The sequence below is a fragment of the Aeromonas sp. QDB14 genome, assembly GCF_027707845.1.
GTDB classification, from domain to species: Bacteria; Pseudomonadota; Gammaproteobacteria; order Enterobacterales; family Aeromonadaceae; genus Aeromonas; species Aeromonas caviae.
Genome location: NZ_JAPCJD010000039.1, coordinates 1 through 23,843, shown reverse-complemented (window position 1 = coordinate 23,843; position 23,843 = coordinate 1). Strand labels below are relative to the sequence as shown.

Below are 23,843 nucleotides of genomic sequence, written 5' to 3'. Positions count from 1 at the left end.
ACGTTGTGGCCCCGTGTGACTGCCTGTTAAAGCTGTGTATAGTGGGCCAATTTGAAATTGCCGAAAAGTTTATCACGGGCCGCAAGGGGATTCGACCTCGATGACTTTTCCCCTTAGGGCCCGGCAGAGGGACCAGCGATGAAGACCAGAGACAGGATCATCCACAGCGCCACCGAGCTGTTCAACGATCAGGGCGAGCGCAACATCACCACCAACCACATTGCCGCACACCTTGGCATCAGCCCGGGCAACCTTTACTACCACTTCAGAAACAAAGAAGACATCATCCACTCCATCTTCGATCAGTACGCCCGCCACCTGAGCGACAGCTTCACCCCGATCCGCAGCAGCGCGATCCAGCTGGAGGATCTGATGGGCTACCTGGATGCCATCTTCTATTTGATGTGGCAGTTCCGCTTCTTCTACGCGAACCTGCCGGACATCCTGAGTCGCGACGAGCTGCTGCAGCAGAAATACCTCAAGGCACAGGAGCAGCTCCGTGCCACCGTGGAGACGCTGCTCAGAAGCCTGCGCGAAGGCGGCATCATCGCCGTCAGCGATGAAGACCTGCCGGATCTCGGTCAGACCATCAAGATGGTCGTCACCTGCTGGATCCCGTTCCAGATCGCCCAGGCCCCGGCCACCCGCATCACCAAGCCCCTGCTCTACCAGGGGGTCTTGCGGGTGCTGTTTTTGCTGCGCCCCTACGTGCAGCCACAAGTGGCTCCCCAGATACATCAACTGGAGCAACATTATCTCCAACTGGCCCAACCAGCCGGGTGAGATCTGTTTCACAATTGTTGATTATCAGCATAAAAATTTGAATTTATACGCAGGGATTACAGTAAAATGTTGCCCATTCTAGGGTCTGTCGGCGTTTCGTCGCGACCGTGACGACGCCGAACCGTGCGGGTTGCACGGCCCGGGATCCTGATAACACAGTCGATACAGCAATGAGGACCGAGGATGTCTAACGGATTCTATCGTCACCTGACCGAACAGCTCGAACAGGTCAAGGCGGAAGGGCTATACAAGCAGGAGCGCATCATCACCTCGGCCCAGCAGGCCCAGATTGCGGTGGGCGGCGAGCAGGTACTGAACTTCTGTGCCAACAACTACCTGGGGCTGGCCAACCATCCCGACCTGATTGCCGCCGCCCATCAGGGGCTCGACAGCCACGGTTTCGGCATGGCCTCGGTGCGCTTCATCTGTGGTACCCAGGACCAGCACAAGGAACTGGAGCAGAAGCTGTCCGCCTTCCTCGGCACCGAAGACAGCATCCTCTACTCCTCCTGCTTCGACGCCAACGGCGGTCTGTTCGAGACTCTGTTCGGTGCCGAAGACGCCATCATCTCCGACGCCCTCAACCATGCCTCCATCATCGATGGGGTGCGGTTGTGCAAGGCCAGGCGCTATCGCTACGCCAACAACGACATGGCCGAACTGGAAGCCCAGCTCAAGCAGGCAGATGCCGATGGCGCCCGCTTCAAGCTGATCGCCACCGATGGTGTCTTCTCCATGGATGGCGTCATCGCCGACCTCAAATCCATCTGCGATCTGGCCGACAAGTACGACGCGCTGGTGATGGTGGATGACTCCCACGCCGTCGGCTTCATCGGTGAGAACGGCCGTGGCACCCACGAATACTGCGAGGTGATGGAACGGGTCGACATCATCACCGGTACCCTGGGCAAGGCGCTGGGTGGCGCGTCCGGTGGCTACACATCCGGCAAGAAAGAGGTGATCGACTGGTTGCGTCAGCGCTCCCGTCCCTACCTCTTCTCCAACTCCCTGGCACCCTCCATCGTCTCGGCCACCATCAAGGTGATCGACATGCTGGCCGAGGGGCACGACCTGCGTGCCCGCCTCAAGGAGAACAGTGCCTACTTCCGCGAGCGCATGAGCGCCGCCGGCTTTACCCTGGCCGGTGCCGATCACGCCATCATTCCGGTCATGCTGGGGGATGCCAAACTGGCCGCCGAGATGGCGAGCCGCATGCTGGACGCCGGTATCTATGTGGTGGGCTTCTCCTTCCCTGTGGTACCCAAGGGTCAGGCGCGCATCCGGACCCAGATGTCCGCCGCCCATACCCGGGAGCAACTGGACAAGGCGATCGATGCCTTCATTCGCATCGGTCGCGAGCTCGGTGTGATTTGATCACATGGCTGGCTGATTAAAACGGGGGCCAAGGTTGGGCCCCATTTTATTACCCTCTGTACCCGGCATGGCGCCGTGAGGAATCTGTCATGAAAGCACTCTCCAAACTCAAATCCGAAGTCGGCATCTGGATGACCGATGTCCCGGCTCCCGAGCTCGGCCACAACGATCTGCTCATCAAGATCCGCAAGACCGCCATCTGCGGCACCGACATGCACATCTACAACTGGGACGAGTGGGCCCAGAAGACCATTCCCGTCCCCATGGTGGTGGGGCATGAGTATGTGGGAGAGGTGGTCGCCGTCGGCCAGGAAGTGCGCGGCTTCGCCATCGGCGATCGCGTCTCCGGCGAAGGCCATATCACCTGCGGCCACTGCCGCAACTGCCGTGCCGGTCGCACCCACCTGTGCCGCAACACCATTGGTGTGGGTGTGAACCGCCCGGGTTCCTTCGCCGAATACCTGGTGATCCCGGCCTTCAACGCCTTCAAGCTGCCGGACAACATCCCCGATGAGCTGGCCGCCATCTTCGATCCGTTCGGCAACGCCGTGCACACCGCCCTCTCCTTCGATCTGGTGGGTGAAGACGTGCTCATCACCGGTGCAGGCCCCATCGGCATCATGGCCGCTGCCGTCTGCCGTCACGTTGGCGCCCGTCACGTGGTGATCACCGACGTCAACGAATACCGGCTGGAACTGGCCCGCAAGATGGGCGCCACCCGTGCCGTCAACGTGGCCAAGGAGAAGCTCTCCGATGTCATGGAAGATCTCGGCATGACCGAAGGGTTCGATGTAGGGCTGGAGATGTCCGGGGTGCCCAGCGCCTTCCAGGACATGATCGACAAGATGAACCACGGCGGCAAAATCGCCATGCTCGGCATTCCGCCCTCCACCATGGCCATCGACTGGGGCAAGGTGATCTTCAAGGGACTCTTCATCAAGGGGATCTACGGCCGCGAAATGTTCGAAACCTGGTACAAGATGGCAAGCCTCATCCAGTCTGGCCTGGATCTCAGCCCCATCATCACCCACCATTTCCATATCGATGACTTCCAGCAGGGCTTCGAAGCCATGGGCTCCGGCAAGTCCGGCAAGGTGATCCTGAACTGGGATTGAGGACACGCGGAGGGGCGCCTGGGCAATCAGCGTGCCCTCTCTTGTTCAGCCTCACGAAACCCGGCGCATGCCGGGTTTTTTTATGTGGGATCACCCCTTCCCGCTCTGCCACTTTGTTTGCAGATTGCTTAACACTTCACACACAAGCGTTTAAATGACTGTAACTATTCGGTTATAATCCCGTCGTTTTCTGGGGATAATAAGAGCCTGCTGGGAGTACATGAGCGTGTTGAAAAAACTGAGCTATTTGCTGGCTGCCGGGATGGCGGCCGCCACTCTGTCCGGCGCAGTCCTTGCCGCCGATGACATGTCGACAGAGGCCATCGCCGAGCGTATTGCCCCGGTTGGCCAGGTTTATACCGCCAAGGATCTGGAAGGCATTGCGACCGCAGCGGCCGCGCCTGCGGCAGCCTCCTCCGGCCCCCGTGACGGCGAGACCGTGTTCAAGGGTGCCTGCTTCGCCTGCCACGATACCGGTGCCGCCGGCGCCCCCAAGCGAGGTGACAAGGCCGCCTGGGAGCCACGCATCGCCCAGGGCTTCGACACCTTGCGCAAACACGCCATCGAAGGCTTCACCGGCAAGGCTGGCATGATGCCACCGCGGGGGACCTGTGCCACCTGCAGTGACGAAGAGATCGAGAACGCCATTCACTACATGATCGACAAGCTCTAAGTAATTGAAAGGGCTCCTCTTGCAGCCCTTTCAATCCCATCACTTCCGACTACGCTTGAAGGTAAGTTTTTTCGGGAGTGTTGCATGTCAGTTCAGCCCACCACACCGCCAGACTCGCACTCCTTGCTGGCGGTCGTCTCCTCCATCATGGATTTTCCCGCCCCCGGCATTGCCTCCCCCGAGGATTACGCCCGACTGGTCGGTCTGCTGGACACACTCTGCCCTCTGCAACATTTCGCCATGCTGGGGCTGGCCGACGGGGGGCTGAACTGGCGCTACACCTATCAGCTTCCCGACGTGTTCAAACAACAATTGGGACGGGAAGAACCTCGCCTAACCGAACAGCTCACCCGGCTCGATGAAGGTCAGGGCTGGTGTGTACAGCCTGTGGAGCATATCGACGTGCAGTGGTTGCTGGCACGCAGCACCCCGGATCAGGCACCCACCCTGAGGTTGCTGCTGGAGTGCCTGGCCAAACGCCTGCACGAAACCCAGACCGGTACCCAGCTGGCGGGGCAGGCTTCCCCTCTCATGCAGCGGGATCCCCAGTGGCAGGAGAAAATCGAGAAGATCGGCCGAGTGATGCGCCTGGCTCACAACCTGCCTCAGCATGCCCTGTTTGCCCAGTTGGAAGCTGTGTTGCGCCAGATGCTCTCGGTCAGCGACATGTTGCTGATCCGGCTGGAAAACCAGCGACTGGAGCGACTCTATCCACCACACCTGACATACGACGATGACATCATTCGGGCCATGTGCCACAGCACCAACAGCGTAGAGCGCCATGAAGAGGGGCTTTACTGGTGCAGCCTGCCCCTGCGCCAGCAGCAGCAATACTTTGCCCACCTCATCCTCAACATGACCCGGCCTCTGGAAACCGATGACAGGCTGTTCCTCGATTTCCTGCGCCATCAGCTGACCCTGTTGCTGGAGCTCAAAAGGGTGCGACAGCAACTCGATGAGCTCAACTCGGAGGAGTCCATCAACCAGCGCCTCCAACAGCTGCGCCAAACCAACCTGAGGTTGCAGAAACGGCTCAAGCATCATCAGGAGCTGGAGCGGCGGCTCCAGTTCAATGCCCTGCACGACCCGCTGACCCAGTTGCCAAACCGGGCGCTGCTGATGAATCACCTGCATCATGCCATGACCCGCTACCGCCGCTACCAGACAGCCGGCTTCACCCTGATCTTCGTCGATGTGGATCACTTCAAGCAGGTCAATGACGCCTTGGGCCACAGTGCTGGCGATCAGTTGCTGCAGGAGCTGGGCAGCAGGCTGCAAGGCTGCATCCGGCAAAATGACATGGTGGCGAGGCTCGGAGGGGACGAATTCGTCATCTATCTGGACAACAGCCAGCGGGAAGAGGACATCAGCCCCGTGCTCAATCGCCTGATTGGCCGTATCGGCCATCCGTTCCGGCTCCAGGGCAACGAACTGACCATCACCGTCAGTCTGGGGGTCGCCAGCGTGACGGAGCAAACGGCCGATGTCAGTAAACTGCTGCACCAGGCAGACCTCGCCATGTACCAGGCCAAGCGCAACGGTCGCAGCCGCATCGTCATGTATTCGGAGGCCTGTACCGAACAGGCGGGGTCACCGGAAGAGCGGCTCTTCAGAGCCTTGCGGGAAGGGCGGATTGTGCCCTACTTCCAGCCGGTGATCAGGCTGTGTGACAGCCGCCTGGTCGGACTGGAGGTGATGGCGCGCTGGATAACGGAGGAAGGGGAGCTCAAGGATGCATTCGACTTCATTCCTCTGGCGGAACAGTGCGGCCTCATTCAGGATCTGGACCGCCAGATCCTCAAGCGCACCTGCCAGCAACTGAAGCTTTGGCAACCCGCCTCCGGGGTCGGTCGTTTCAGGATAGCCATCAACCTCTCCGGCAAGCACCTGGCCAGCCACGAGCAGATCATGCAACTGCTCACCATCATGGAGGAGGAGGGTGTCATCCCCGCATGTTTCATCTTTGAGTTCAACGAACGCGAGCTCTCCCGGCAGAGTGCCGACTCCCTCACAGCCTTGCATGAACTGAGGGCGAAAGGGATCCAGGTCAGCCTGGATGACTTCGGCACCGGCTTCTCTTCCCTCAACGCCCTGTTTCACTTCCCGGTGGATTACATCAAGGTGGACGACAGCTTCACCCATCGCATGTTGAACTCACCCAAGGATCTGGCGCTTATCCGTGCCATGCGGGACATCTGCCAGGACCTCGACTTCACCCTGGTGGTCGAGGGGATCGAAAATCAGCAGCAGTTGCAAAAGCTCATCGAGCTTGGCTGCACCCTCGGGCAGGGGCGCCACATCTCCCCCCCGCTACCGGGAGCCGATATTCCCCCCCTGCTGGGTCAGGCCGCCCGAGAGGCCAAGCCTTCCGGCCTCAATCCTTCTTGAACAGGGCCCGCAGGTTGGCGACACCAACCTGCCCCTTCTGCTGGCGTTCCTCTGCCGTCACCTTCTTCTGGTTTTCCCACTCCAGGTCATCCTGGGGCAGCTCCAGCAGGAAGCGGCTCGGCTCCGGCCGCACCGACTCGCCAAACTGGCGACGCTCCTTGCAGAGGGTAAAGGTCAGCTCGGTCTGGGCCCGGGTAATCCCCACGTAGGCGAGGCGTCGCTCCTCCTCCACGTTGTCCTCGTCGATGCTGGTCTGGTGCGGCAGTAACCCCTCCTCCATGCCCACCATGTAGACATAGGGAAACTCCAGTCCCTTGGAGGCGTGCAATGTCATCAGCTGCACCTGATCCGCCTCATCCTCCCCTTCGTTGCGCTCCATCATGTCCCGCAGGGTGAGGCGAGTCACCACCTGAGCCAGCGTCATCGACTCCTCCAGCTCATCCCCTTCCAGCATCTCGCTGATCCAGCGATAAAGGGTGGAGACGTTTTGCATCCGCATCTCCGCCGCCTTCGGACTGGGGGAGGTCTCATAGAGCCACTCCTCATAGTGGATCTCCTTGATCATGTCCCGCACCGCCTCCACCGGATTGCCGCGCAGCGCCTGATCGCCGAGCCGTACCAGCCAGTTGGTGAAGGCCTGCAGGGCGGATAAACCGCGTCCGGAGAGGTGTTGCTCCAGCCCCAGCTCGAAACTGGCGGCAAACAGGCTCTTGCCACGCTGGTTGGCGTACTGGCCCAGTTTTTCGAGGGTGGTGGGGCCTATCTCGCGGCGCGGCAGGTTGACCACCCGCAGGAAGGCGGTGTCCTCATCCGGGTTAACCAGCAGCTTGAGGTAGGCCATGATGTCCTTGATCTCGGTACGGGAGAAAAATGAGGTACCGCCCGAGATACGGTAGGGTATGCGGTTGGTCATCAGCGCCTTCTCGAAAATGCGCGACTGATGGTTGCCCCGATAGAGGATGGCGTAATCCTTGAAGCGGGTGCGGTTCATGAACTTGTGACCCATCAGCTCGGCGGCGATGCGCTCCGCCTCGTGCTCCTCGTTCTTGGCAAACAGCACCTTGAGCTTCACCCCCTCGTCCAGCTCGGAGAAGAGCGCCTTGTCATAGACGTGGGGGTTGTTGGCGATCAGGATGTTGGCGCACTTGAGGATGCGCCGCTTGGAGCGGTAGTTCTGCTCCAGCTTGATGAGTCGCAGATTGGGGAAGTCTTCGTTCAGCAGCACCAGGTTCTGCGGCTTGGCCCCGCGCCAGGAGTAGATGGACTGGTCATCGTCACCCACCACGGTGAAGCGGGCTCGCTCGCCGACGATCTGCTTCACCAGCTCGTACTGGCTGGTGTTGGTGTCCTGGTATTCGTCGACCAGCAGGTAGCGGATCTTGTTTTGCCAGCGCTCGCGCACCTCCTGGTTGCTCTTGAGCAGCAGGGTCGGCATCACGATGAGGTCGTCAAAATCCAGCGCGTTGTAGGCCACCATCTGGCGGTGGTAGCGCTCGTAGAGCTGAGCCATCAGCACCTCTTCCGGCCCGCGGGCGATGCGCATGGCCCGGGCAGGCAGGATGAGGTCGTTCTTCCAGTTGGAGATCTGGCTGATGAGGGCCGAGAGCTTGTCCTTGTCGTTGTCGAGCTCAGCCTCGGTCAGCTCCTTGAGCAGCGCCAGCTGATCGGTGTCATCGAACAGGGAGAAGTTGGCCTTGAGATTCAGGCTCTTGTGCTCGCGGCGGATGATCTCAAGCCCCAGAGTGTGGAAGGTGGAGACCATCAGCCCCCGCGCCTCCTTACGGCCCAGGGTCTGACCGACCCGCTCCTTCATCTCCCGCGCCGCCTTGTTGGTAAAGGTAACCGCCGCTATGTTGCGTGCGTTGTAGCCGCACTGCTGTACCAGATAGGCAATCTTGTTGGTGATGACGCGGGTCTTGCCCGATCCGGCACCCGCCAGCACCAGGCAAGGGCCGGAGACATACTTGACCGCTTCGTTCTGATTGGGGTTGAGCTTCATGGGCCGGATCTCTTGGCTTATGATGAGGGGCGGCATTGTAGCAGAGATCCCGCGGGCAGCCGAAACCGGGCACGGGATCCCGCCACTTCATCTTGTGTTTGCCCGCCATTTTCCGGATCATGACCGACTTTTCCAGACGAGATGAGGGGAGCATGAATCAGCAACAGCACGCCCGGCTGCGCAGCCAGTTTCCGGCCTTGGCGCAGGAGGTGAACGGCCACCCTCTGGTCTATCTGGACAACGCCGCCACCACCCAGAAACCGCAAGCCGTGCTGGATGCGATCAATCACTACTATCGGGCCGACAATGCCAACGTGCACCGCGCCGCCCATGCCCTGAGCGGCCGGGCCACACGCGCCTTCGAAGATGCCCGCGAGACGGTTGCCCGCTTTATCAATGCCCCTCGCAGCCACGAAGTGATATGGACCCGTGGCACCACGGAGGCGATCAATCTAGTGGCACAGAGCTGGGGGATGAGCGAGCTGAGGGCGGGGGATGAAATCGTGCTCAGCACCCTGGAGCATCACGCCAATATCGTCCCCTGGCAGCTGGTCGCCCAGCGTACCGGTGCCGTGATCCGGGTCGTCCCCCTCGATGAGCGGGGCGATCTCGACATGGCTGCCTATCACGCCATGCTGGGACCACGCACCCGACTGGTGAGCGTGGCTCACGTCTCCAATGCCCTTGGCACCGTCAATCCAGTCAAAGAGATGGTGGCAGCGGCCAAGGCGGTCGGGGCCCTGAGCCTCATCGACGGCGCCCAGGCGGTGGCCCATCTCGTGGTGGATGTGCAGGCTATCGGCTGCGACTTCTACGCCTTCTCCGGCCACAAGCTCTATGGCCCGACCGGGATCGGCGTGCTGTGGGGCCGCACTGAGCTATTGGAGCGGATGCCCCCCTGGCAGGCCGGCGGCGAGATGATAGACAGGGTCAGCTTCAGCGGCACCACCTTCAACACCCCGCCCTTCAAATTCGAGGCAGGCACCCCCCATATTGCCGGCGCCATCGGCCTGGCCGCAGCCATCGGCTTTGTGATGGAGCAGGACAAGGATTCATTGGCCAGCCATGAAGCGGCGCTGACCGACTATCTGGTTGCCGGACTACAACAGGTGCCAGGGCTGTGTCTGGTCGGCGAACCCGGTCAGCGCGCCGGCGCGGTCTCTTTCCTGCTGGACGACATCCACCCGCAAGATGCCGCCACCCTGCTCGACATGCAGGGCATAGCCCTGCGGGTCGGCCATCACTGCGCCATGCCGCTGATGGAATCGCTTGGTGTCGGCGGCACGATGCGCGCCTCCCTGGCCTGCTACAATAATCGGGACGATGTCGACGCCCTGCTGGCCGCCCTGCACAAACTCCGTGACTTCTTCTAAGGCAGACAATCCAATGAACAGCATCGCAACCTATACACCCATAGGCCTTGAGCCCGATGCCGACGCCATCCGCCAGCAGTTTGCCGCAGCCCACGGCTGGGAAAACCAGTACAGACTCATCATCCAGCTCGGCAAACTGCTGCCTGCACTGCCCGGCGAATGGCAGCAGGAGGCATTTCGCCTCAAGGGGTGTGAGAGCCAGGCCTGGTTGAAGGGGGAGAAAGGTGAGGATGGTAACTGGCACTTTGCTTGCGATTCCGATGCCCGCATTGTGCGTGGCCTGATCGTCATTGCACTGGCGGCGCTCAACCACCGGAGTGCAGAGGCCATTCGGACCTTCGATATGGACGGCTATTTCGCCGAACTGGGGTTGGAGAAACACCTGAGCCCGTCGCGGGGCAACGGGCTCAGGGCAATAGTGCAGGCGATCCGGAAACAGGCCGTCTAACCCGCCTTGTTCAGCGGTCGATTAGGCTTCGCCAATCGACCCGGCGTTTTCATTCCCGGCCTCTTTCTCTGCGCGGGCCCCGCGCTCGGCAATCTTCTTCAACACCCGGGACGCGGCCACCAGACCAAAGGTCGCCGTCACCGGCGTCACGGCGCCGAAGCCGGAGGCGCAATCCATCTTCATATTGCCGTCGCTGGCCGCCTTGGCCTGACAGGTGCCACCATGGCCATCCGGATAACTCAGCTGCTCGGTTGAGAAGACACACTCCACCCCGAACTTGCGCGCCGGATTCTTGCTGAAGTTGTGCAGCCGACGCAGGTCGGAGCGCACCTTGGCGGCCAGAGGATCCTGAATGGTCTTGGCCAGATCGACCACGGTGATCCGGGTCGGGTCCATCTGCCCGCCGGCACCACCCGCCACGATCACCGGGATCTTGTTGCGCTTGCAGAAGGCAATCAGCGCCACCTTCGCCTTGACCGAGTCGATGGCATCCACAACATAGTCAAACTCCCGCTTGATATGCTCGGCCAGGTTGTCAGCGGTGACGAAGTCATCCACCTCGATCACCTCGCAATCCGGGTTGATGGCACGAATGCGCTCGGCCATCACTTCGGTCTTGAGACGACCGACCGTCCCTTGCATGGCGTGGATCTGGCGATTGGTGTTGGTGATGCAGATGTCATCCATGTCGATCAGGGTGATCTGGTTGATGCCGGCACGGGCCAGCGCCTCTGCGGCCCAGGAACCAACGCCACCGATCCCCACCACACAGACTCTTGCCAGGCTGAAGGAGTGCAGCGCACTCTGACCATAAAGACGGGCAATGCCCCCGAATCGCTGTAGATACTCTGCTTTCATACCACCACCTTGCTTGAGGGCGGCCATTATAGCGGCAACCATTCTCAGGGGCGATGATCGGATGATGACAGTGTTGATGCGAGCGGGAAATGAGTGTGGTGCCGGAAACGAAAAAAAGCCCAGTCTTTCGACTGGGCTTCTTGTTAGTGGCGGAGCGGACGGGACTCGAACCCGCGACCCCCGGCGTGACAGGCCGTTCCAGCCAGATTATCTCTATTTCACTTATGTGGCATTAAATGTAATAAATTGTTTTTTAATGACAATTACCTTTGACATTCGGTTTTATCATTAAGAACAATTTACGCCACATACGTGGTCACGGTCACAAAATATCGATATTTCAGTGATCAATATTTGATCGCGAATTTGCAGGGCGCTAGTCTCAAAATAGACCAATTACCATTTTGAGGTGTCTGATGAGTGACCCCTTCACGCTGTCTCGCGCCCACCCAGACCTCCGTTTCTCTGTCCATCCGCTCGCCCACGCAGCGTATCAGTGGATCCTCGCCTACCCCCGTCTCGTCTCTTGGAAAAACCTGCCCGGCGGGCTGACCAGCCAATTGCTTCGGCAACCATTACAGGGCGTCATGTTGTACCAGCAGGGTAAAAACAAAAAGATGCGCCCAACGGAATTTCTGCTGTTTTCACCGCTGTGGCCGGCGCTATACTGGGAGGCTCCCTATCCGCCGGAGGGCACGCTGCTCATTCATAACACCCCATCCCACGTCTCCAACGATGCCGACATTGAACAACAGGCGTGGGCCAGCGCCTTCAGCCTGCTCGTTATGAGCATCGACAGCAGAGAGCTCGCCGCTTTGCGAGAGAGTTTTCAGGCCCAACTGCCCCGGCATATGGCACAGTATTTTTTCGACAAGTCACAGGTGAGCGATGCGGACCTTTGCCTATGGACGGGGTGTAGCCGAGGCACGCTGGTCCAGCAACGCCGACGAGCGGTCAGCAACACTCCGGTCGCCAACCCCTTCGCTGATCCGATTGCGCTACTCGACACCGACTGGAGTCCGGACCATGGATGAGAGGCCCCCTCTAGATCAGGAGCGTTACCACAGACGACTGTGTCACCTGTCCCACGTGGTATGCCCAAAGCTTCTACCGCCCCCATTGCGCTTGACCACCTTCGCGATGCTCAAGTGGCTGATGGGAAACATGCCAGATGATTACTGGCACCGTTACGGAGATTTGGAACGCTGGGCTAGCCATCCACGCTATCGGGTGAACCCCAGTGCTCTTAACATAAAAACTCCATTTGAGGCTTGTCACTACCTCAGGCGACAGCAATTACTGACCGAGTGCGGATTCGCCGCTGCGATCAATATCACTTCCCCCTCGGCTTGGTCAGATGACGATCGCGCTCACTATCGACGTTACCAGCAACTGGTCATCGTGAGTTGTCTACAGTTACACCTCATCGGTGATCATGACTCCGCCATCGAAAACGCGCTGCGGGAGATCCGTCTTATCGCTACCGAAGCACGGCACACACCGGTGCTGCAAGAACTGCCGGATATGGCGGCTCACCCAGATCTGGCGACACTCATCACGACGCTACGTGCCAACCGTCAACACGCGCTATCGCCGCTCATCGAGCGAGGGCTAGGTTTTCTGTGTGTGGTCATCTACGATGCCTATCGCCTGGCAAAAGGCATCACTCGCTATCGCAGGTCAAAGAAACTGCCCGTCGCCGAGCACTATGTCCAATTGATTCAGCTAGAAAAAACTGATGACACTGACATCGTGATCGAAGAGCTAGTTATGCGACCAGGGCCTAATGGAGAGCCGATCGATGAGCTGCCTTTCGCTCTTGATACCAAGACCGTGCGCATCCACGACCCCAGCTCTCCGCACCGCTCGCCATTTTTACGCGCCGAATTGAACAAGCGAGTCACCGAACAGCTGGCAGTGCGTCAGCTGTCGCTTCCGTGTAGCTTCGAGCAGGCCAGTGATTGGGATATCGAGCATCTGGTGAGGGATGCCGTCAACAATGGGGACCCGACTGGACACTGGCTATTGCTAGCTCTCGTATGCGGCGGTATACCTGGTGGCCTGGCAACAGGCCGGAGTTTACAGGTCATAAAAGGTCAGCTCTGCCTCGTCATTGAACACAAGGTACCAGCAAGTACACTGGATGAGCGGCTACATGCTCTGCTGCCCCCCACCCACTCACGTGTCGTTCTGCCGCTCCCAATGGTGTTACAACATTTGGCTGTCAATGCACCGTCCCCGAGCGAAAAGTTGTTAAAAAAGCACCTTACGCTTATCAACGAACGCCACCAAACCCGGCTAACCCTGGGGCGAGTCACTCGTTATCTGGAGCACTGGTATATCAACCAAGGCTTCGATCTGATGCAGGTGGCGCTCGTCCGTGGTCAGGACTACAAGAAGCGCCCGGCACTGGCGTACAGCAATACCCCCACCGACCAGGTGACCAAGCACCATCGAGCCTATCTACAGTTTTTGTTTAACTTGGCGGGACTGGATGCGGGTCTGCCGCCAGCCCGTAGCATCCCTGCCACGGTTGGCAGTAGTCTGCTCCTGCCGGGCAAGGTGCTGCATAACCTGTTTAACCGGCTGTTAATACCGCCACCGGCCCCCAAGCGTGATGCAGCCCTTGAGGAGGTGGCAAGCTTTCACAATCACTACCTTTGCTACGTGTGGGCACTGCTGACGTTTGTAACTGGTCACCGGGATGTGACTGCTCCACTGGGATCGTTCGCTGACTACAACCCCATCACGCGTACATGGTGGATAAGCGATAAAGAGATCCGTAATGGACTGGCGGCTCGGACCTTGGTGATCCCTGTCACCGCCGCTCGCCAGGTCGCACTTTACCAAGCCCATTTACATGCCCTGGGTCAACGCTACCGACTTCTGCATCGCGGGCTGGCACAGCGCTGCGATGCCGCACTTGATGGCAGCAAAAATCTGCTGTTTTTCATCCTTCATGACAGTCAGGGTCATCTGCTACCTCAGGATCCCACACCCAGCAACCTCAATCAGCAACTGGGTAACCGCCTGCCGATCCAGCACAACTGGGCTCGCCACCATCTACGCAGCGTCCTGCTGCGCAGCGAACTGGCACCGTCAGTGATCGATGGCTGGATGGGGCACGAGGAGATCGGCGAGTCGATATTCGGTCGCCACAGCTGCCTGTCCATCCAGACTCTGCAACACGTTGCCGACCTCATTGAAGCACATTTGAATTTTCACCAGATTGAGGCAAGGGCAGGATGGCAAATCCTCTGATCCTATCACCGCGGCGCCGTGAGCTGATGGTACAACTTGGCCGAGATAAGCGTCGACAGGACCGTAAAGATGAGGCCGAAGTGGTGATCACCCAGGCCATCAAGATCTTTCGTCATCATCTGCCAGAGATGTTGGAAGAATCTCCCTGTACTGACCGATTTGAACGGTTGTGGCCAGACATTGATGCCCAACTGCGGCAAGATCTAAAGACCCTGCACGCCTACCGCTTTGCCTACTCGGTTATCTGCCAGAAACTGGAGATGGGGAACCGGCAGGGAATCTGGTGCATTGCGATCCCCCCTCCTTACTTGACTGTGCGACGCCCTCACCCATTTCGCTCCGAGCATTGGCACCAAGCGACTATCACTATGGCCAACGCAGCTCATACTTGGCGCACCACATTGAGTGAACCGACCCAAGACCCCGACCGGTTATTCGCCCGTTTGCTCGTATGCGGAATCCTCTATGGCGGGCTCAATCGCCCCTATTTGTGGCTCGCCATGGGGCGTGCATTGCTCGAAATCCAGCCGCTGTCCGGTAATCATGAACTAACTTGGATCACCCTAACCCTCGAGCCTGGCGAGCTTCCCAGTAACAGCTATTACCGTCATGACGAACACGATGGTAATGCAGAACACAACGAGATACACCAGACAGGTATACGGGCCATCACCCAAGTGAATTACATGCCTGACCCAATCAGCCTCGGTATATTGCGGCAGTTTCTCAAACATCGTCCCGCAACTTGGTGCCCTCCAACCAAACAGGCAGAGTGCCTTGGATTGTTGCAAAAGGAATTGGGAGCAGAGATCAGCCAGCAAGCGCTCTGCAGAGGAGCCATCGGCTTAACCGAACATCAGCTTGGTACTGAACTCCCGCAGGTACTGCTGGAATATGCAGCAGGACGAGCCCCAAGTGCATCCCTTCCTCTCGCATACTGGCACCGGCTGCTCCAACCTCGCCTGTACCCAGCCAACCAGGACACCTATCAGAAATTTAACTCTCTAGAAAGCGTGGCGAAATGGCCAATGGCAAGCACCAGCCAGCCATCGCAAAAACCCTATCTGCTAGATGAATTAAGAGCGATTTTTCGACAAGACCCAGCCGCGCCCAAGGGCCCGAAAACCATCATCACGGAACTCGATGCTCTTGGGAACACGAGTGCCCTTACGCTCAGCGAACAAGTGCTAGTCAGCTGGTTGCTGTCATTGCTTCTGACACGCCGTTTGGCCCCGTCGACTGCTCAGCGCTACCTCGAAAGCATCGGCAAGGAGTGGTTATCGATGACCGCACAACTACCGCTTGCAAGCTACGATGGCATCGATTTTACCGAACTCTATCACAGCATTCTTAACCGCCCACGCAGCCAATATCAGCGTGACTTCATGGCAGGCCGCCTTCAGGACATGCATGTCTTCGCCGTCGAGGCGTTTGATATGGCAGCGCTACCAGAATCACTTGCAACCGGCGAGAAGAAAATCCCCCATGTCAGCGCAGCCATAGTCGATGAGCCCCTCTTTGCCGGTTTGCTGGCACAGGTCGATTGCTTCATCGATACCGACGTTACTCTGCGGATGATGCTTAAATCCTTTCTTATCATGGCCTATCGCACCGGTTTGCGCCCCGGAGAACTCGCCAAGTTGCGGCTAATGGATGTTGAGCCCTCCCCCATCGGGTGGCTTTTTGTCCGCAACAACCGCCACGGTCATAACAAGACCGATGCGGCACTGCGCAAAGTACCACTTTACCCCATGCTCACCGGCAATGAGCGCGATCTCCTCAAACGCTATATTGGCGAGCGACGGATGCAGGCGGATAGCAACAAGGAGTTGCTGTTCCACGCTGCGGGCAATCCCCACGAGCGGGTCAACCTGCAACAGATATCCCTGATGGTCAGGTCTGTACTCTACCAACTCAGTGGCGGCCTTCATTATCGACTCTACCACCTGCGTCACAGCTGTTTTTCTCGGATGCAGTTGCTGCTGCACCACGATCTGGTGTCCTTGCCAGACATTGTCCAGCGAGCCTTGTTGCCCTACCCCGACACACAACGCGAGGAGATTGTCCGCCTGATCGCAGGCCAGCATCGCCTGCGGGATCGCTATATGGCGCTCGCAGTGATGGCTGGGCACAGCAGTCCCGAGATCACACTGAATCACTACCTGCACTTCACCGACCTGTTACTTGGCTGCCACCTAGCATGCAACCAAACCCCGCTCTCCAGGCAAGAGAGCCAATATCTGTTTGGTATATCGACCCACAAGCAACGCACACTAGACTGCGAACAGGAAAAACCAACGCCCCTGACCCCGGCTAAGCTGATGCCCCACCTACTGAAAAGGCTGGGAGCCTATCAGGCAACACCACCGCGCCAAGTGCGGCAAGGCATCAAGGCGAAAACCCTCGCCGATGCAAACCGAGCCAGTCATTACGTGCAGAGTGAAGCCGTCCTCAAGCATCTTGAAAAAGGAAAGGATCGACGGGAGATAGCCAGCCAATTTGGCTTGAGCGAAGAGTTGCTGGCGACTTGGCATGCGAGCGCAATCGAGCTAGGCAATCTGGTGACACAAAAAGCCCGCTCACGGTTGATTCCCCGCAACCGGCAGCGACAACTGCTCCCGGCTGAACTCGGCACAACCGCAGAGAAACATGCACTGGCTGACGTCTTGAAAGTCTGCCAAGCCATGAGAAAGAGACCCAAACAGATGGCCGAGTTCAGGTGGGCCATCCGCTATTGCCTGACCAACTTAAACAGCTCCCATGCCGGGATCAAATTCACCTCTCCAAAAATCTTCCGCCGCTTTATGACCTTTGTCAGCAAGTTATATCCCTGGTCTCAGTGGCGACTTGATCTCCACGTGCCCCAAGATAAACCTGCCAAACGCTGGCACCTTCATCCAGCGCTGGCCGTCGAGCGCAGCACGCTGCGCAAAGTGCAGCAGTTTCCCCAAGGCTATGCCTACTTATACCTAAACCACCCCAAGGAGGAATTATGCCAGGCGGGCCATTCATCACCGATGTTGCGCTATCTGTTTCATCGCTTTGCCATAATCCTATTCAAGGCGACCAGCATCCGCCGCTGGCAAATTGGCGATTCACAAAATCTGCAACGCATCGCAAAACTGGCCGACACCAATCCAATGACGTACGAGGTACTGATGGAGATTGACAGGATGAGCCGTGACATGACGCACTATGAAATGGCGCTATGTGGGTCATTATTCCATGAGGCTCTACAGAGGGCTGATGAGGATGTTTACAGGGATGTCGTAGAGCAACTATATGAAGAAGGCCGTCAACGCGCCGCCGAATGGTCTGTTGCTCAGGATGAACCCCGATGGGATTAGCCAGGCAAGCTCATTTTGGCGCGGCTCTGAAAAGTGGGGGTCATCCCCGCCCATTGGGCCCGCCCCTCTCACGGGCTGAGCTCAAATTCCCTAACCCAATTGGTTTCAGGATCCTGCCCCACTCTTTTCATCGAAATTATTGGGTGTCTGGGTTGTCTGTTTTTTCAGCTTTCTGCCCTCAAGGTAGAGATATCCAGCAGCAAAGGCGATCAGCTCCATGGCTAGAAAGAAGATACTGAGAGTGACGATGCTCGAGCTCATACATGCTCCTTGTTGCATAAATCAAACAGGATAGTCCCTGAACCCCAAGGGATGCTGAAAGTATCCTGCCGATATGTAGTCCCTGCAAGTTGCCCAAGGCGCCGCAAACAGTCGGGCGCTGTGGCCCTCTCGGCACATCCTGCTGTCAACGGCAGTCAGAGCTTCGAGATCTCAGTCCAACCGTTTGTAGACCTGATCGCCATAAGGCGATTTGACAAACCAGTAATAGGCCGGGACCTCGGTGAAAGCCCGTCGCCAGTTGTGTACATCCATAGACAATCGATCACAGATATGAACCATCTGGGCTGGCAGATAGGCCTCCGACTGCCGACCAATTTTGATGGAAAGGCAAGAACTGATGGCCTCAAACAGCTTGGGCGCCTCCTGACTGAGGCGGGCCAGCGGCTCGGCCAGCACCATGAAATTGAACGACTCATGTTGCCCCACGACCCCGTTCCCGCTTGTGTTGTTGTAGAACAGGTGGATCTTGCCGATGTCATGCAGAAGACCGCCGATAAAGGCCACGCTGGTGCTAATCGGGCCGACTTGATGCTGCATGCAGAGCGCCGAGGCGGTGATTGCCACCTCATGACTGTGCTCAAGCAGTCCACCGGTATGGTGATGATGGTACTGGTTGCTCGCCTTGCCGGTGAAGAAGGGCCACATGATGCGATCATCAAGCAGCACGGCGAGGTAGAATCGCCGCAGGGCCGCATCCGGTAAATAAGCGAGCATCCCCCAGATATCCGACAAGATGGCATGTTGTTTGTCTGCCAGCCATGAAAATTGCTGCTCAATGTCGTCACGACGCACCTCAACAGGCAACGGCATGAAGGTCATCAATCGAGGCACTTCCTCGCGATTCATCTCCAGCAGCAACCACTGCCCAGCCGGCACCACATCGGCCAGCAGCTCACCGCTGACATCGACATGGCGACCCCCTTTCAGGAAAGTCAAACGCCACACGCCAGCACTAGGCAAGCCGTGAATCAGCTCGGCCCACACCAGCGTCAAGTTAAACGGGGATGTGAATTTCATACCTCATCCTCCAGATCAAGTTCACCGTCCAGCAGTTGTTCGAAAGCGGCACCATCCCGACCGACTAGATTGGGCACATAGCGCGAATAGACCCGAAACAGCATGCTGGTCGTGGAATGACCCAGCTGGCGGGCAATCCACTCCGGATTTTCGCCGGCGGCCAGCCACAGAGTGGCAGCCGTATGGCGAGTCTGATAAGGGTTGCGCTTTTCAAGCTTCAGATTGGCCAACAATGGGTACCAGACACGCTGAGCCACATTGCGGTGGTTGAGTGGCTCACCGTTGCGAGCACAAAACACGAAGGTACTTTTCTCGCCCGAGAACCCCCACTGTTCACGCAAGGCCTCATAGACTCGCTGGCTCATTGCGATGGTGCGGTGAGATCCACTGGTCTTGGTGGGCCCGACTTTACCCCTGACCAAGGACTGGTGAATATGAATAAGGCGGGCGCCAAAATCCACATTGTCCCAACAAAGCCCATCGATCTCACCCGTGCGCATGCCAGTGAAGAAACGCACCGTGAAATAGGGACGATAGTCCGCCCGTACCTTGGTCAGAATGAGTTGCACCTCCTCTAGGGTAAACGGCAGGACTTGCGCCCTAGGCATCGGCAGGGCCTTGATATTGCGCCACGGGCTATCAAACTCGAACCGCTCGGCCGCCTCGTTCAAGATGAGGCGCAGGTAGGTCATGATGTGGTTGATACGGGAAGCCGACAGCGCCCGTTCGTTCTGCCCACCCGGCTCACACAAGCGCAACCGAAACGCCAAGATCTGTTGCTTGGTGATGGCAGCTAACAGCTGCTCACCCATGGCCGGAATCAGGTGACAGCGTAAAATGCCATCCACCGTTTCAATTTGGCTCTCCCGCCACTCGACCCGTTTTTCATCGAGCCATAGCTCGGCGAAGGCGGAGAAAATCATCCGCGCACCAGAGGCCTTCTGCCGACTCAGTCTCTCCATGGCCACATACTTCTCAACCTTGGGACTGTTGGGAAAGTGATGCCCATAGTCAAAGGTACCGATACGGATCTGTTGCTCTATTAAGCAGAGCACCTTATTGAGCTTCTGCCGGTTAGCCTGGGTATCAGCCAACGTGGTTTGCTCCCGACAGCGGACCCCCCTGTAACGAAAGTCCAGATAAAGCTTGCCATTACGGCTATTTATCGAGCCCATCGCACCACCTCACTTCAAGCTAGCAATGAGATCGTGGGCTGCTGCTCCTTGCAGCATGGACTCCTCTACCCGCTCCCAGATGTAGAGAATTTTTCGCCCACCAAACGGACGGATGTAATGCACGCCCTCGAACAGCACAGCGTCTTTCAGACTCTGGCGGATTGTTCGCACGTCGTATTTGATCCGTGATGAGAGCTCTTCGGTTGTCAGATAGGTACTCATATCTCGCCTCCAAGTGAATCACAAATGAGTCATTTCGCTCGCGCAAGATGAATATAAATCACGCAATGTAGTTGTCAATGCTTTTTTTGCATCATGCATGATTCATTTGGTAGGCTATGTGAAAAATACTCGCTATGGATAAGTCATGATTAGGATCCTGCTCATCAAGCTACTTGACGAAAAATCGTTCCAAGAAAAGCGCCGCATAACTCTCTCTGAAGTGAGCGAAAAAACAGGGATCAGTCGGGCAACCCTGACCCGGATCGCCAACGTGCCTGGTAATGTCACCAATACCGATACAATCAATGCGTTATGTAAATATTTTGGATGCCAGCCTGGAGAGTTGTTGAGGTATGTCGAGGAGGAGGACAGTCCTGCGGGGGAGTGAAATATAAGTTCCGGTCCCGCCCTCTTGATGGCTCTCATGCAGAAGGTAGAGTCTGAACTTTTATTTCTTAAGGGTTATTCAGTGCAGCTCAACGACGCCTGCAGCGATTACTTCACCTTCGAGATGCTGTTTCACTGCAGTGATACTTGGCTGCGAGTTCAATGCCCCAATCTCCCCCTACAAGTTGAGAGCTGGCAGACCTATCGCGAACTGGCCATAGAGATCTTGGATCCGGTGGTGCGACAATACGGGCAACCCCGGCTCACCTATGGTTTTTGCGGCACTGAGCTGCGCAGGGCCATTCTGACCAATCAATCGCCAGGCATCGCTCCAGGGCTCGATCAACATGCGGCCTGTGAACTCAATCAGCGAGGAAGAGTTATCTGTCCTCGGCAAGGGGCCGCAGTTGATCTGATATACCCAGGGAAAAACAGCTATCAGGTAGCCCTTTGGTTGGCGCAGCACACCCCGTTTGATCGTCTCTATCTCTATGGCCCAGACCGGCCACTGCATATCAGCTATGGGCCCGAACAAAACCGCGCCTTGGTCGAACTCACCACTCACCATGGAAGACGAATGCCCAAGCGGCTGACACTCACCCAACTCAAAGGAATGTGCTGATGCTGACCCCCGAGCGCTTCACGCAACTGGTCGCGGCCCTGCCATACAAAAAAGTGCTGCCCGACGCGGTCTATCTGCACAAAGAGACCCTGGCCACGACCAGCCCACAGCTCTACCGTTTTGTCTGTGCGGTAGCACAAGCGCTCAAACTCCCGGAGTGTGAATGGGATCTGGTCAAGTTGGCAAAGCAGGACTTTCGGCTGTCACTGCTCAGCTACCCCACCTTCTTCGAAGAGGCCTACCCCAGCCTCAAGCAGAGCGTGACCGTTGATCTGGCCAAACTAAGCCATACCATTACCCGCTACGACAACCAGGATAATCCCCCCATTCTGCATCGCAAAGAGTTCATGCTGACCCCCGATCACTCACAGGCAGAGAGCTGTCGCCAGATCACCCAAGAGGGGGAGTTGGCAGGGCTTTACGATCATCCCCGCATGATTGGCTTCAAAGCATCGTGGGAGCGGCTTATCGCAAGACATGGATACCAACTGGTTGATGGACGCCTGTTTCGCACCTCCGCCCTGCCGCCCGAAGAGGGGGGCCCACAAATTGATCGCCATAAAACCGCGTTGGTTCGCCATGAACTCTCAGCCCCCATGAAGATGCTGGTACGCCATGGTTATCTCAACGGAGACTATGCGCTGTTTGATTACGGTTGCGGCCGGGGGGATGACCTGCGGGAGCTGGAAGCACACGGTATTGACGCGCTGGGCTGGGACCCGAACTTTCGCCCGGATGGGGAGAAGGTGGTCTCCCATCTGGTCAATCTCGGTTTTGTGATCAACGTGATTGAAGATCAAGATGAGCGAATGGAGGCACTGCTCGGCGCCTGGGAGCTGACCCAAACCCTGCTGGTCGTCTCGGCCATGCTGGCCAACGACAGCTTTATTGCCCAGTTCACCCCTTATAAAGATGGCGTTATCACCTCGCGCAACACCTTTCAGCGCTACTACAACCAAAGCGAGCTCAAGCACTACATAGACAGAACATTGGATGAAAATGCCATCGCCGTGGGGCCAGGCATCTTCTATGTGTTCAAAGACAAGCTCGAAGAGCAGCGCTTTTTGGCGCAGCGCCAACGCCGAAGCCACAGCTGGCAGCAGCTGACCTCGCCCACCCCCAACCATCAGGCTACTGCAGCACTGCTGATCGCTCGCCATCAACCGCTGTTTGAAGCCTTCTGGCAACGGGCGCTGACCCTTGGCCGAATTCCGGCCAATGACGAATTTGAACAATGCGACGAGTTAAGAGAGATAGCAGGCAGCCATCGCAAAGCCATGACCCTGCTTGGCCAGCATTTTGACCTTGCCCAGTTAAAGCAGGCCGAGCTGGAGCGGCAGCAAGATTTGCTGGTCTACCTGGCACTCAACCTGTTTGGCAAACGCCAAACCTATACCCACTACCCCAGCGAGCTGCAGCGGGATATCAAAGCCTTTTTCGGTGGCAACCCGCAGGCACAGCAGGCCGCCAAAGCACTGCTCTACCAGATTGCGGATATCGCCCTCATCAACCAAGCCTGCGAGCTGGCCCATCAACAGCTACCCAACAGCCTGCTCTATCCCAGCCATTCACTGCTGCTACACAAATGCTTTATTGCGCAATTACCGCCGCTGCTGCGTGTCTACCTCGGCGCGGCTTGCCAGCTCTACGGTGACTTGACCGATATCGACGTGATCAAGCTGCACATCCGCTCCGGCAAGGTGAGCCTGATGGGGTATGACGACTTCAGCAAACCCATCCCCCATCTGGTGGAGCGGGTCAAGATCAAGATGGCCGATCAGGAGGTCGACTTCTTTGACTACATCAATGAGCAGACCCGGCCACCGCTGCTCAACAAAAGCTATCTGATGGCACCGGATGATCCGAGCTTCAAGGCACAACGAGCATTGGAGCAAAGATTGAGCAAACTGCTTGGGATGGACCTGGAAACAGAGCATCACTTGAGTCGCCAACAATATGAATCAGCTCTCAAAGAGCAAAAAAGGCGAATTTCAGGCTTTCGTATTTGTAGCGTAAAAGAGTAAAATCAGCGCCCCAAAATAACGTAAAAACCACTTATTCCTCGCTAAAACCTAATCCACAGTCTTATAGCAACATGTGATTACGTTAATTTTGACGTAAATCTAGACTTGAAGCAGGACTAGCCAGGAGCATCATCATGAACCACTTTGACGCTGACTACTGCTACTCATTCCCCGCAGTGCGTGGGATACAAGCCGGTCGCCCCTTCTATATCGCGACCTGCCCGATGCGCATCATCCCCAAAATTTTCAACTTCGATGAGAGCGAAGTCCCCCCTGAATTGCGGGCTCAACGCACATTGAACAAATCCCGGATCCCGGAAATGGTGCGATACCTCTTGGAGAATCCCAAGGATTACGTCTTCTCTGCCTTGACTGCGTCAATTGCTGTTGACGTCGAATTTGCTGAACACCCCGGCTCTGCGTATTCCGGCGAAGTTGAACAGCCATTCCGGCCAACGTGAACACCCTGATCCTTAACGCGCTCACGTCACCCCG

At 57.5% G+C, this 23,843-nt stretch carries 20 protein-coding genes; 14 read left to right on the top strand and 6 right to left on the bottom strand.

Annotated features, from left to right (window positions below; genetic code table 11):
- The first annotated feature begins 138 nt into the window (after nucleotides 1–138).
- From PG887_RS13615 to PG887_RS13595, 5 genes are all read left to right on the top strand, one after another.
- Nucleotides 139–783, top strand: a complete 645-nt coding sequence (locus PG887_RS13615; protein ID WP_270821948.1) for a TetR/AcrR family transcriptional regulator — start codon at nucleotides 139–141, stop codon at nucleotides 781–783.
- Between the two features lie 183 nt (nucleotides 784–966).
- The gene (locus PG887_RS13610) at nucleotides 967–2,157 is read left to right on the top strand and encodes a glycine C-acetyltransferase (RefSeq protein WP_010672428.1); all 1,191 of its coding nucleotides are present in this window, start codon (nucleotides 967–969) and stop codon (nucleotides 2,155–2,157) included.
- Between the two features lie 89 nt (nucleotides 2,158–2,246).
- A complete protein-coding gene (gene tdh, locus PG887_RS13605; protein ID WP_010672427.1) occupies nucleotides 2,247–3,272 on the top strand; it encodes an L-threonine 3-dehydrogenase in 1,026 nt (341 codons plus the stop codon).
- A gap of 220 nt (nucleotides 3,273–3,492) precedes the next feature.
- Nucleotides 3,493–3,945, top strand: coding sequence for a c-type cytochrome (locus PG887_RS13600; protein ID WP_039041132.1), 453 nt, complete (start codon nucleotides 3,493–3,495; stop codon nucleotides 3,943–3,945).
- An 84-nt stretch (nucleotides 3,946–4,029) separates the two neighbouring features.
- Entirely contained in the window at nucleotides 4,030–6,333 is a 2,304-nt protein-coding gene (locus PG887_RS13595; protein WP_104455051.1) for a putative bifunctional diguanylate cyclase/phosphodiesterase, read from the top strand.
- Here PG887_RS13595 and rep read toward each other — a convergent pair.
- The gene (gene rep / locus PG887_RS13590) at nucleotides 6,320–8,332 is read right to left on the bottom strand and encodes a DNA helicase Rep (protein WP_043155654.1); all 2,013 of its coding nucleotides are present in this window, start codon (nucleotides 8,330–8,332) and stop codon (nucleotides 6,320–6,322) included. The genes PG887_RS13595 and rep overlap by 14 nt on opposite strands.
- 152 nt (nucleotides 8,333–8,484) lie before the next feature.
- On the opposite strand from rep, the gene PG887_RS13585 reads away from it, so the two are divergent.
- Together PG887_RS13585 and PG887_RS13580 are read left to right on the top strand one after the other, a co-directional pair.
- Nucleotides 8,485–9,705, top strand: a complete 1,221-nt coding sequence (locus PG887_RS13585) for a cysteine desulfurase (RefSeq protein WP_104455050.1) — start codon at nucleotides 8,485–8,487, stop codon at nucleotides 9,703–9,705.
- A 13-nt stretch (nucleotides 9,706–9,718) separates the two neighbouring features.
- Nucleotides 9,719–10,153, top strand: coding sequence for a SufE family protein (locus tag PG887_RS13580; RefSeq protein WP_199769691.1), 435 nt, complete (start codon nucleotides 9,719–9,721; stop codon nucleotides 10,151–10,153).
- A gap of 21 nt (nucleotides 10,154–10,174) precedes the next feature.
- Here PG887_RS13580 and tcdA read toward each other — a convergent pair whose 3' ends face one another.
- On the bottom strand, nucleotides 10,175–11,011 hold the full coding sequence (tcdA, locus tag PG887_RS13575) for a tRNA cyclic N6-threonylcarbamoyladenosine(37) synthase TcdA (protein WP_104455048.1): 837 nt from the start codon (nucleotides 11,009–11,011) through the stop codon (nucleotides 10,175–10,177).
- A 416-nt stretch (nucleotides 11,012–11,427) separates the two neighbouring features.
- Between tcdA and PG887_RS13570 the strand changes: the two genes are divergently transcribed.
- From PG887_RS13570 to PG887_RS13560, 3 genes are all read left to right on the top strand, one after another.
- A complete protein-coding gene (locus PG887_RS13570; protein WP_182926320.1) occupies nucleotides 11,428–12,045 on the top strand; it encodes a hypothetical protein in 618 nt (205 codons plus the stop codon).
- A gap of 106 nt (nucleotides 12,046–12,151) precedes the next feature.
- Entirely contained in the window at nucleotides 12,152–14,272 is a 2,121-nt protein-coding gene (locus PG887_RS13565; RefSeq protein WP_182926321.1) for a hypothetical protein, read from the top strand.
- Nucleotides 14,257–17,619, top strand: a complete 3,363-nt coding sequence (locus tag PG887_RS13560) for a tyrosine-type recombinase/integrase (protein WP_270821946.1) — start codon at nucleotides 14,257–14,259, stop codon at nucleotides 17,617–17,619. The genes PG887_RS13565 and PG887_RS13560 overlap by 16 nt, the downstream gene beginning before the upstream one ends.
- Before the next feature lie 105 nt (nucleotides 17,620–17,724).
- Here the strand turns inward: PG887_RS13560 and PG887_RS13555 are convergent, their stop codons facing one another.
- The 4 genes from PG887_RS13555 to PG887_RS13540 all read right to left on the bottom strand — a co-directional run bounded on the left by PG887_RS13555 (nucleotide 17,725) and on the right by PG887_RS13540 (nucleotide 20,315).
- Nucleotides 17,725–17,880 carry a hypothetical protein gene (locus PG887_RS13555; RefSeq protein ID WP_158657400.1) on the bottom strand — a complete coding sequence of 52 codons (156 nt, stop codon included), beginning with the start codon at nucleotides 17,878–17,880 and terminating at the stop codon, nucleotides 17,725–17,727.
- A gap of 171 nt (nucleotides 17,881–18,051) precedes the next feature.
- A complete protein-coding gene (locus PG887_RS13550; RefSeq protein WP_052448053.1) occupies nucleotides 18,052–18,918 on the bottom strand; it encodes an HD domain-containing protein in 867 nt (288 codons plus the stop codon).
- Nucleotides 18,915–20,093 carry an Arm DNA-binding domain-containing protein gene (locus PG887_RS13545; protein WP_041997612.1) on the bottom strand — a complete coding sequence of 393 codons (1,179 nt, stop codon included), beginning with the start codon at nucleotides 20,091–20,093 and terminating at the stop codon, nucleotides 18,915–18,917. Before PG887_RS13545 ends, PG887_RS13550 begins: the two co-directional genes overlap by 4 nt.
- A 9-nt stretch (nucleotides 20,094–20,102) precedes the next feature.
- Nucleotides 20,103–20,315: a hypothetical protein gene (locus PG887_RS13540; protein ID WP_041997613.1), complete on the bottom strand. Its 213-nt coding sequence runs from the start codon at nucleotides 20,313–20,315 to the stop codon at nucleotides 20,103–20,105.
- Between the two features lie 145 nt (nucleotides 20,316–20,460).
- Here PG887_RS13540 and PG887_RS13535 point away from each other — a divergent pair, with 145 nt between their 5' ends.
- From PG887_RS13535 to PG887_RS13520, 4 genes are all read left to right on the top strand, one after another.
- On the top strand, nucleotides 20,461–20,703 hold the full coding sequence (locus PG887_RS13535; RefSeq protein WP_041997615.1) for a helix-turn-helix domain-containing protein: 243 nt from the start codon (nucleotides 20,461–20,463) through the stop codon (nucleotides 20,701–20,703).
- A 36-nt stretch (nucleotides 20,704–20,739) separates the two neighbouring features.
- A complete protein-coding gene (locus PG887_RS13530) occupies nucleotides 20,740–21,324 on the top strand; it encodes a hypothetical protein (RefSeq protein WP_182926324.1) in 585 nt (194 codons plus the stop codon).
- Nucleotides 21,324–23,348: a DNA phosphorothioation-associated putative methyltransferase gene (locus tag PG887_RS13525; protein WP_101531660.1), complete on the top strand. Its 2,025-nt coding sequence runs from the start codon at nucleotides 21,324–21,326 to the stop codon at nucleotides 23,346–23,348. Before PG887_RS13530 ends, PG887_RS13525 begins: the two co-directional genes overlap by 1 nt.
- Before the next feature lie 134 nt (nucleotides 23,349–23,482).
- The gene (locus tag PG887_RS13520; protein WP_270821944.1) at nucleotides 23,483–23,809 is read left to right on the top strand and encodes a DNA sulfur modification protein DndB; all 327 of its coding nucleotides are present in this window, start codon (nucleotides 23,483–23,485) and stop codon (nucleotides 23,807–23,809) included.
- Nucleotides 23,810–23,843: the final 34 nt, after the last annotated feature.

Excerpts from the sequence above, each read along its gene's own strand:
- PG887_RS13555 (WP_158657400.1), bottom strand. The coding sequence starts at position 17,880 with ATGAGCTCGAGCATCGTCACTCTCAGTATCTTCTTTCTAGCCATGGAG.
- PG887_RS13615 (WP_270821948.1), top strand. The coding sequence starts at position 139 with ATGAAGACCAGAGACAGGATCATCCACAGCGCCACCGAGCTGTTCAAC.
- PG887_RS13600 (WP_039041132.1), top strand. The coding sequence starts at position 3,493 with ATGAGCGTGTTGAAAAAACTGAGCTATTTGCTGGCTGCCGGGATGGCG.
- PG887_RS13540 (WP_041997613.1), bottom strand. The coding sequence starts at position 20,315 with ATGAGTACCTATCTGACAACCGAAGAGCTCTCATCACGGATCAAATAC.
- PG887_RS13565 (WP_182926321.1), top strand. The coding sequence starts at position 12,152 with ATGCTCAAGTGGCTGATGGGAAACATGCCAGATGATTACTGGCACCGT.
- PG887_RS13595 (WP_104455051.1), top strand. The coding sequence starts at position 4,030 with ATGTCAGTTCAGCCCACCACACCGCCAGACTCGCACTCCTTGCTGGCG.
- PG887_RS13570 (WP_182926320.1), top strand. The coding sequence starts at position 11,428 with ATGAGTGACCCCTTCACGCTGTCTCGCGCCCACCCAGACCTCCGTTTC.
- rep (WP_043155654.1), bottom strand. The coding sequence starts at position 8,332 with ATGAAGCTCAACCCCAATCAGAACGAAGCGGTCAAGTATGTCTCCGGC.
- PG887_RS13585 (WP_104455050.1), top strand. The coding sequence starts at position 8,485 with ATGAATCAGCAACAGCACGCCCGGCTGCGCAGCCAGTTTCCGGCCTTG.
- PG887_RS13545 (WP_041997612.1), bottom strand. The coding sequence starts at position 20,093 with ATGGGCTCGATAAATAGCCGTAATGGCAAGCTTTATCTGGACTTTCGT.
- PG887_RS13525 (WP_101531660.1), top strand. The coding sequence starts at position 21,324 with ATGCTGACCCCCGAGCGCTTCACGCAACTGGTCGCGGCCCTGCCATAC.
- PG887_RS13560 (WP_270821946.1), top strand. The coding sequence starts at position 14,257 with ATGGCAAATCCTCTGATCCTATCACCGCGGCGCCGTGAGCTGATGGTA.
- PG887_RS13535 (WP_041997615.1), top strand. The coding sequence starts at position 20,461 with ATGATTAGGATCCTGCTCATCAAGCTACTTGACGAAAAATCGTTCCAA.
- tdh (WP_010672427.1), top strand. The coding sequence starts at position 2,247 with ATGAAAGCACTCTCCAAACTCAAATCCGAAGTCGGCATCTGGATGACC.
- PG887_RS13530 (WP_182926324.1), top strand. The coding sequence starts at position 20,740 with ATGCAGAAGGTAGAGTCTGAACTTTTATTTCTTAAGGGTTATTCAGTG.
- PG887_RS13520 (WP_270821944.1), top strand. The coding sequence starts at position 23,483 with ATGAACCACTTTGACGCTGACTACTGCTACTCATTCCCCGCAGTGCGT.
- PG887_RS13550 (WP_052448053.1), bottom strand. The coding sequence starts at position 18,918 with ATGAAATTCACATCCCCGTTTAACTTGACGCTGGTGTGGGCCGAGCTG.
- PG887_RS13580 (WP_199769691.1), top strand. The coding sequence starts at position 9,719 with ATGAACAGCATCGCAACCTATACACCCATAGGCCTTGAGCCCGATGCC.
- PG887_RS13610 (WP_010672428.1), top strand. The coding sequence starts at position 967 with ATGTCTAACGGATTCTATCGTCACCTGACCGAACAGCTCGAACAGGTC.
- tcdA (WP_104455048.1), bottom strand. The coding sequence starts at position 11,011 with ATGAAAGCAGAGTATCTACAGCGATTCGGGGGCATTGCCCGTCTTTAT.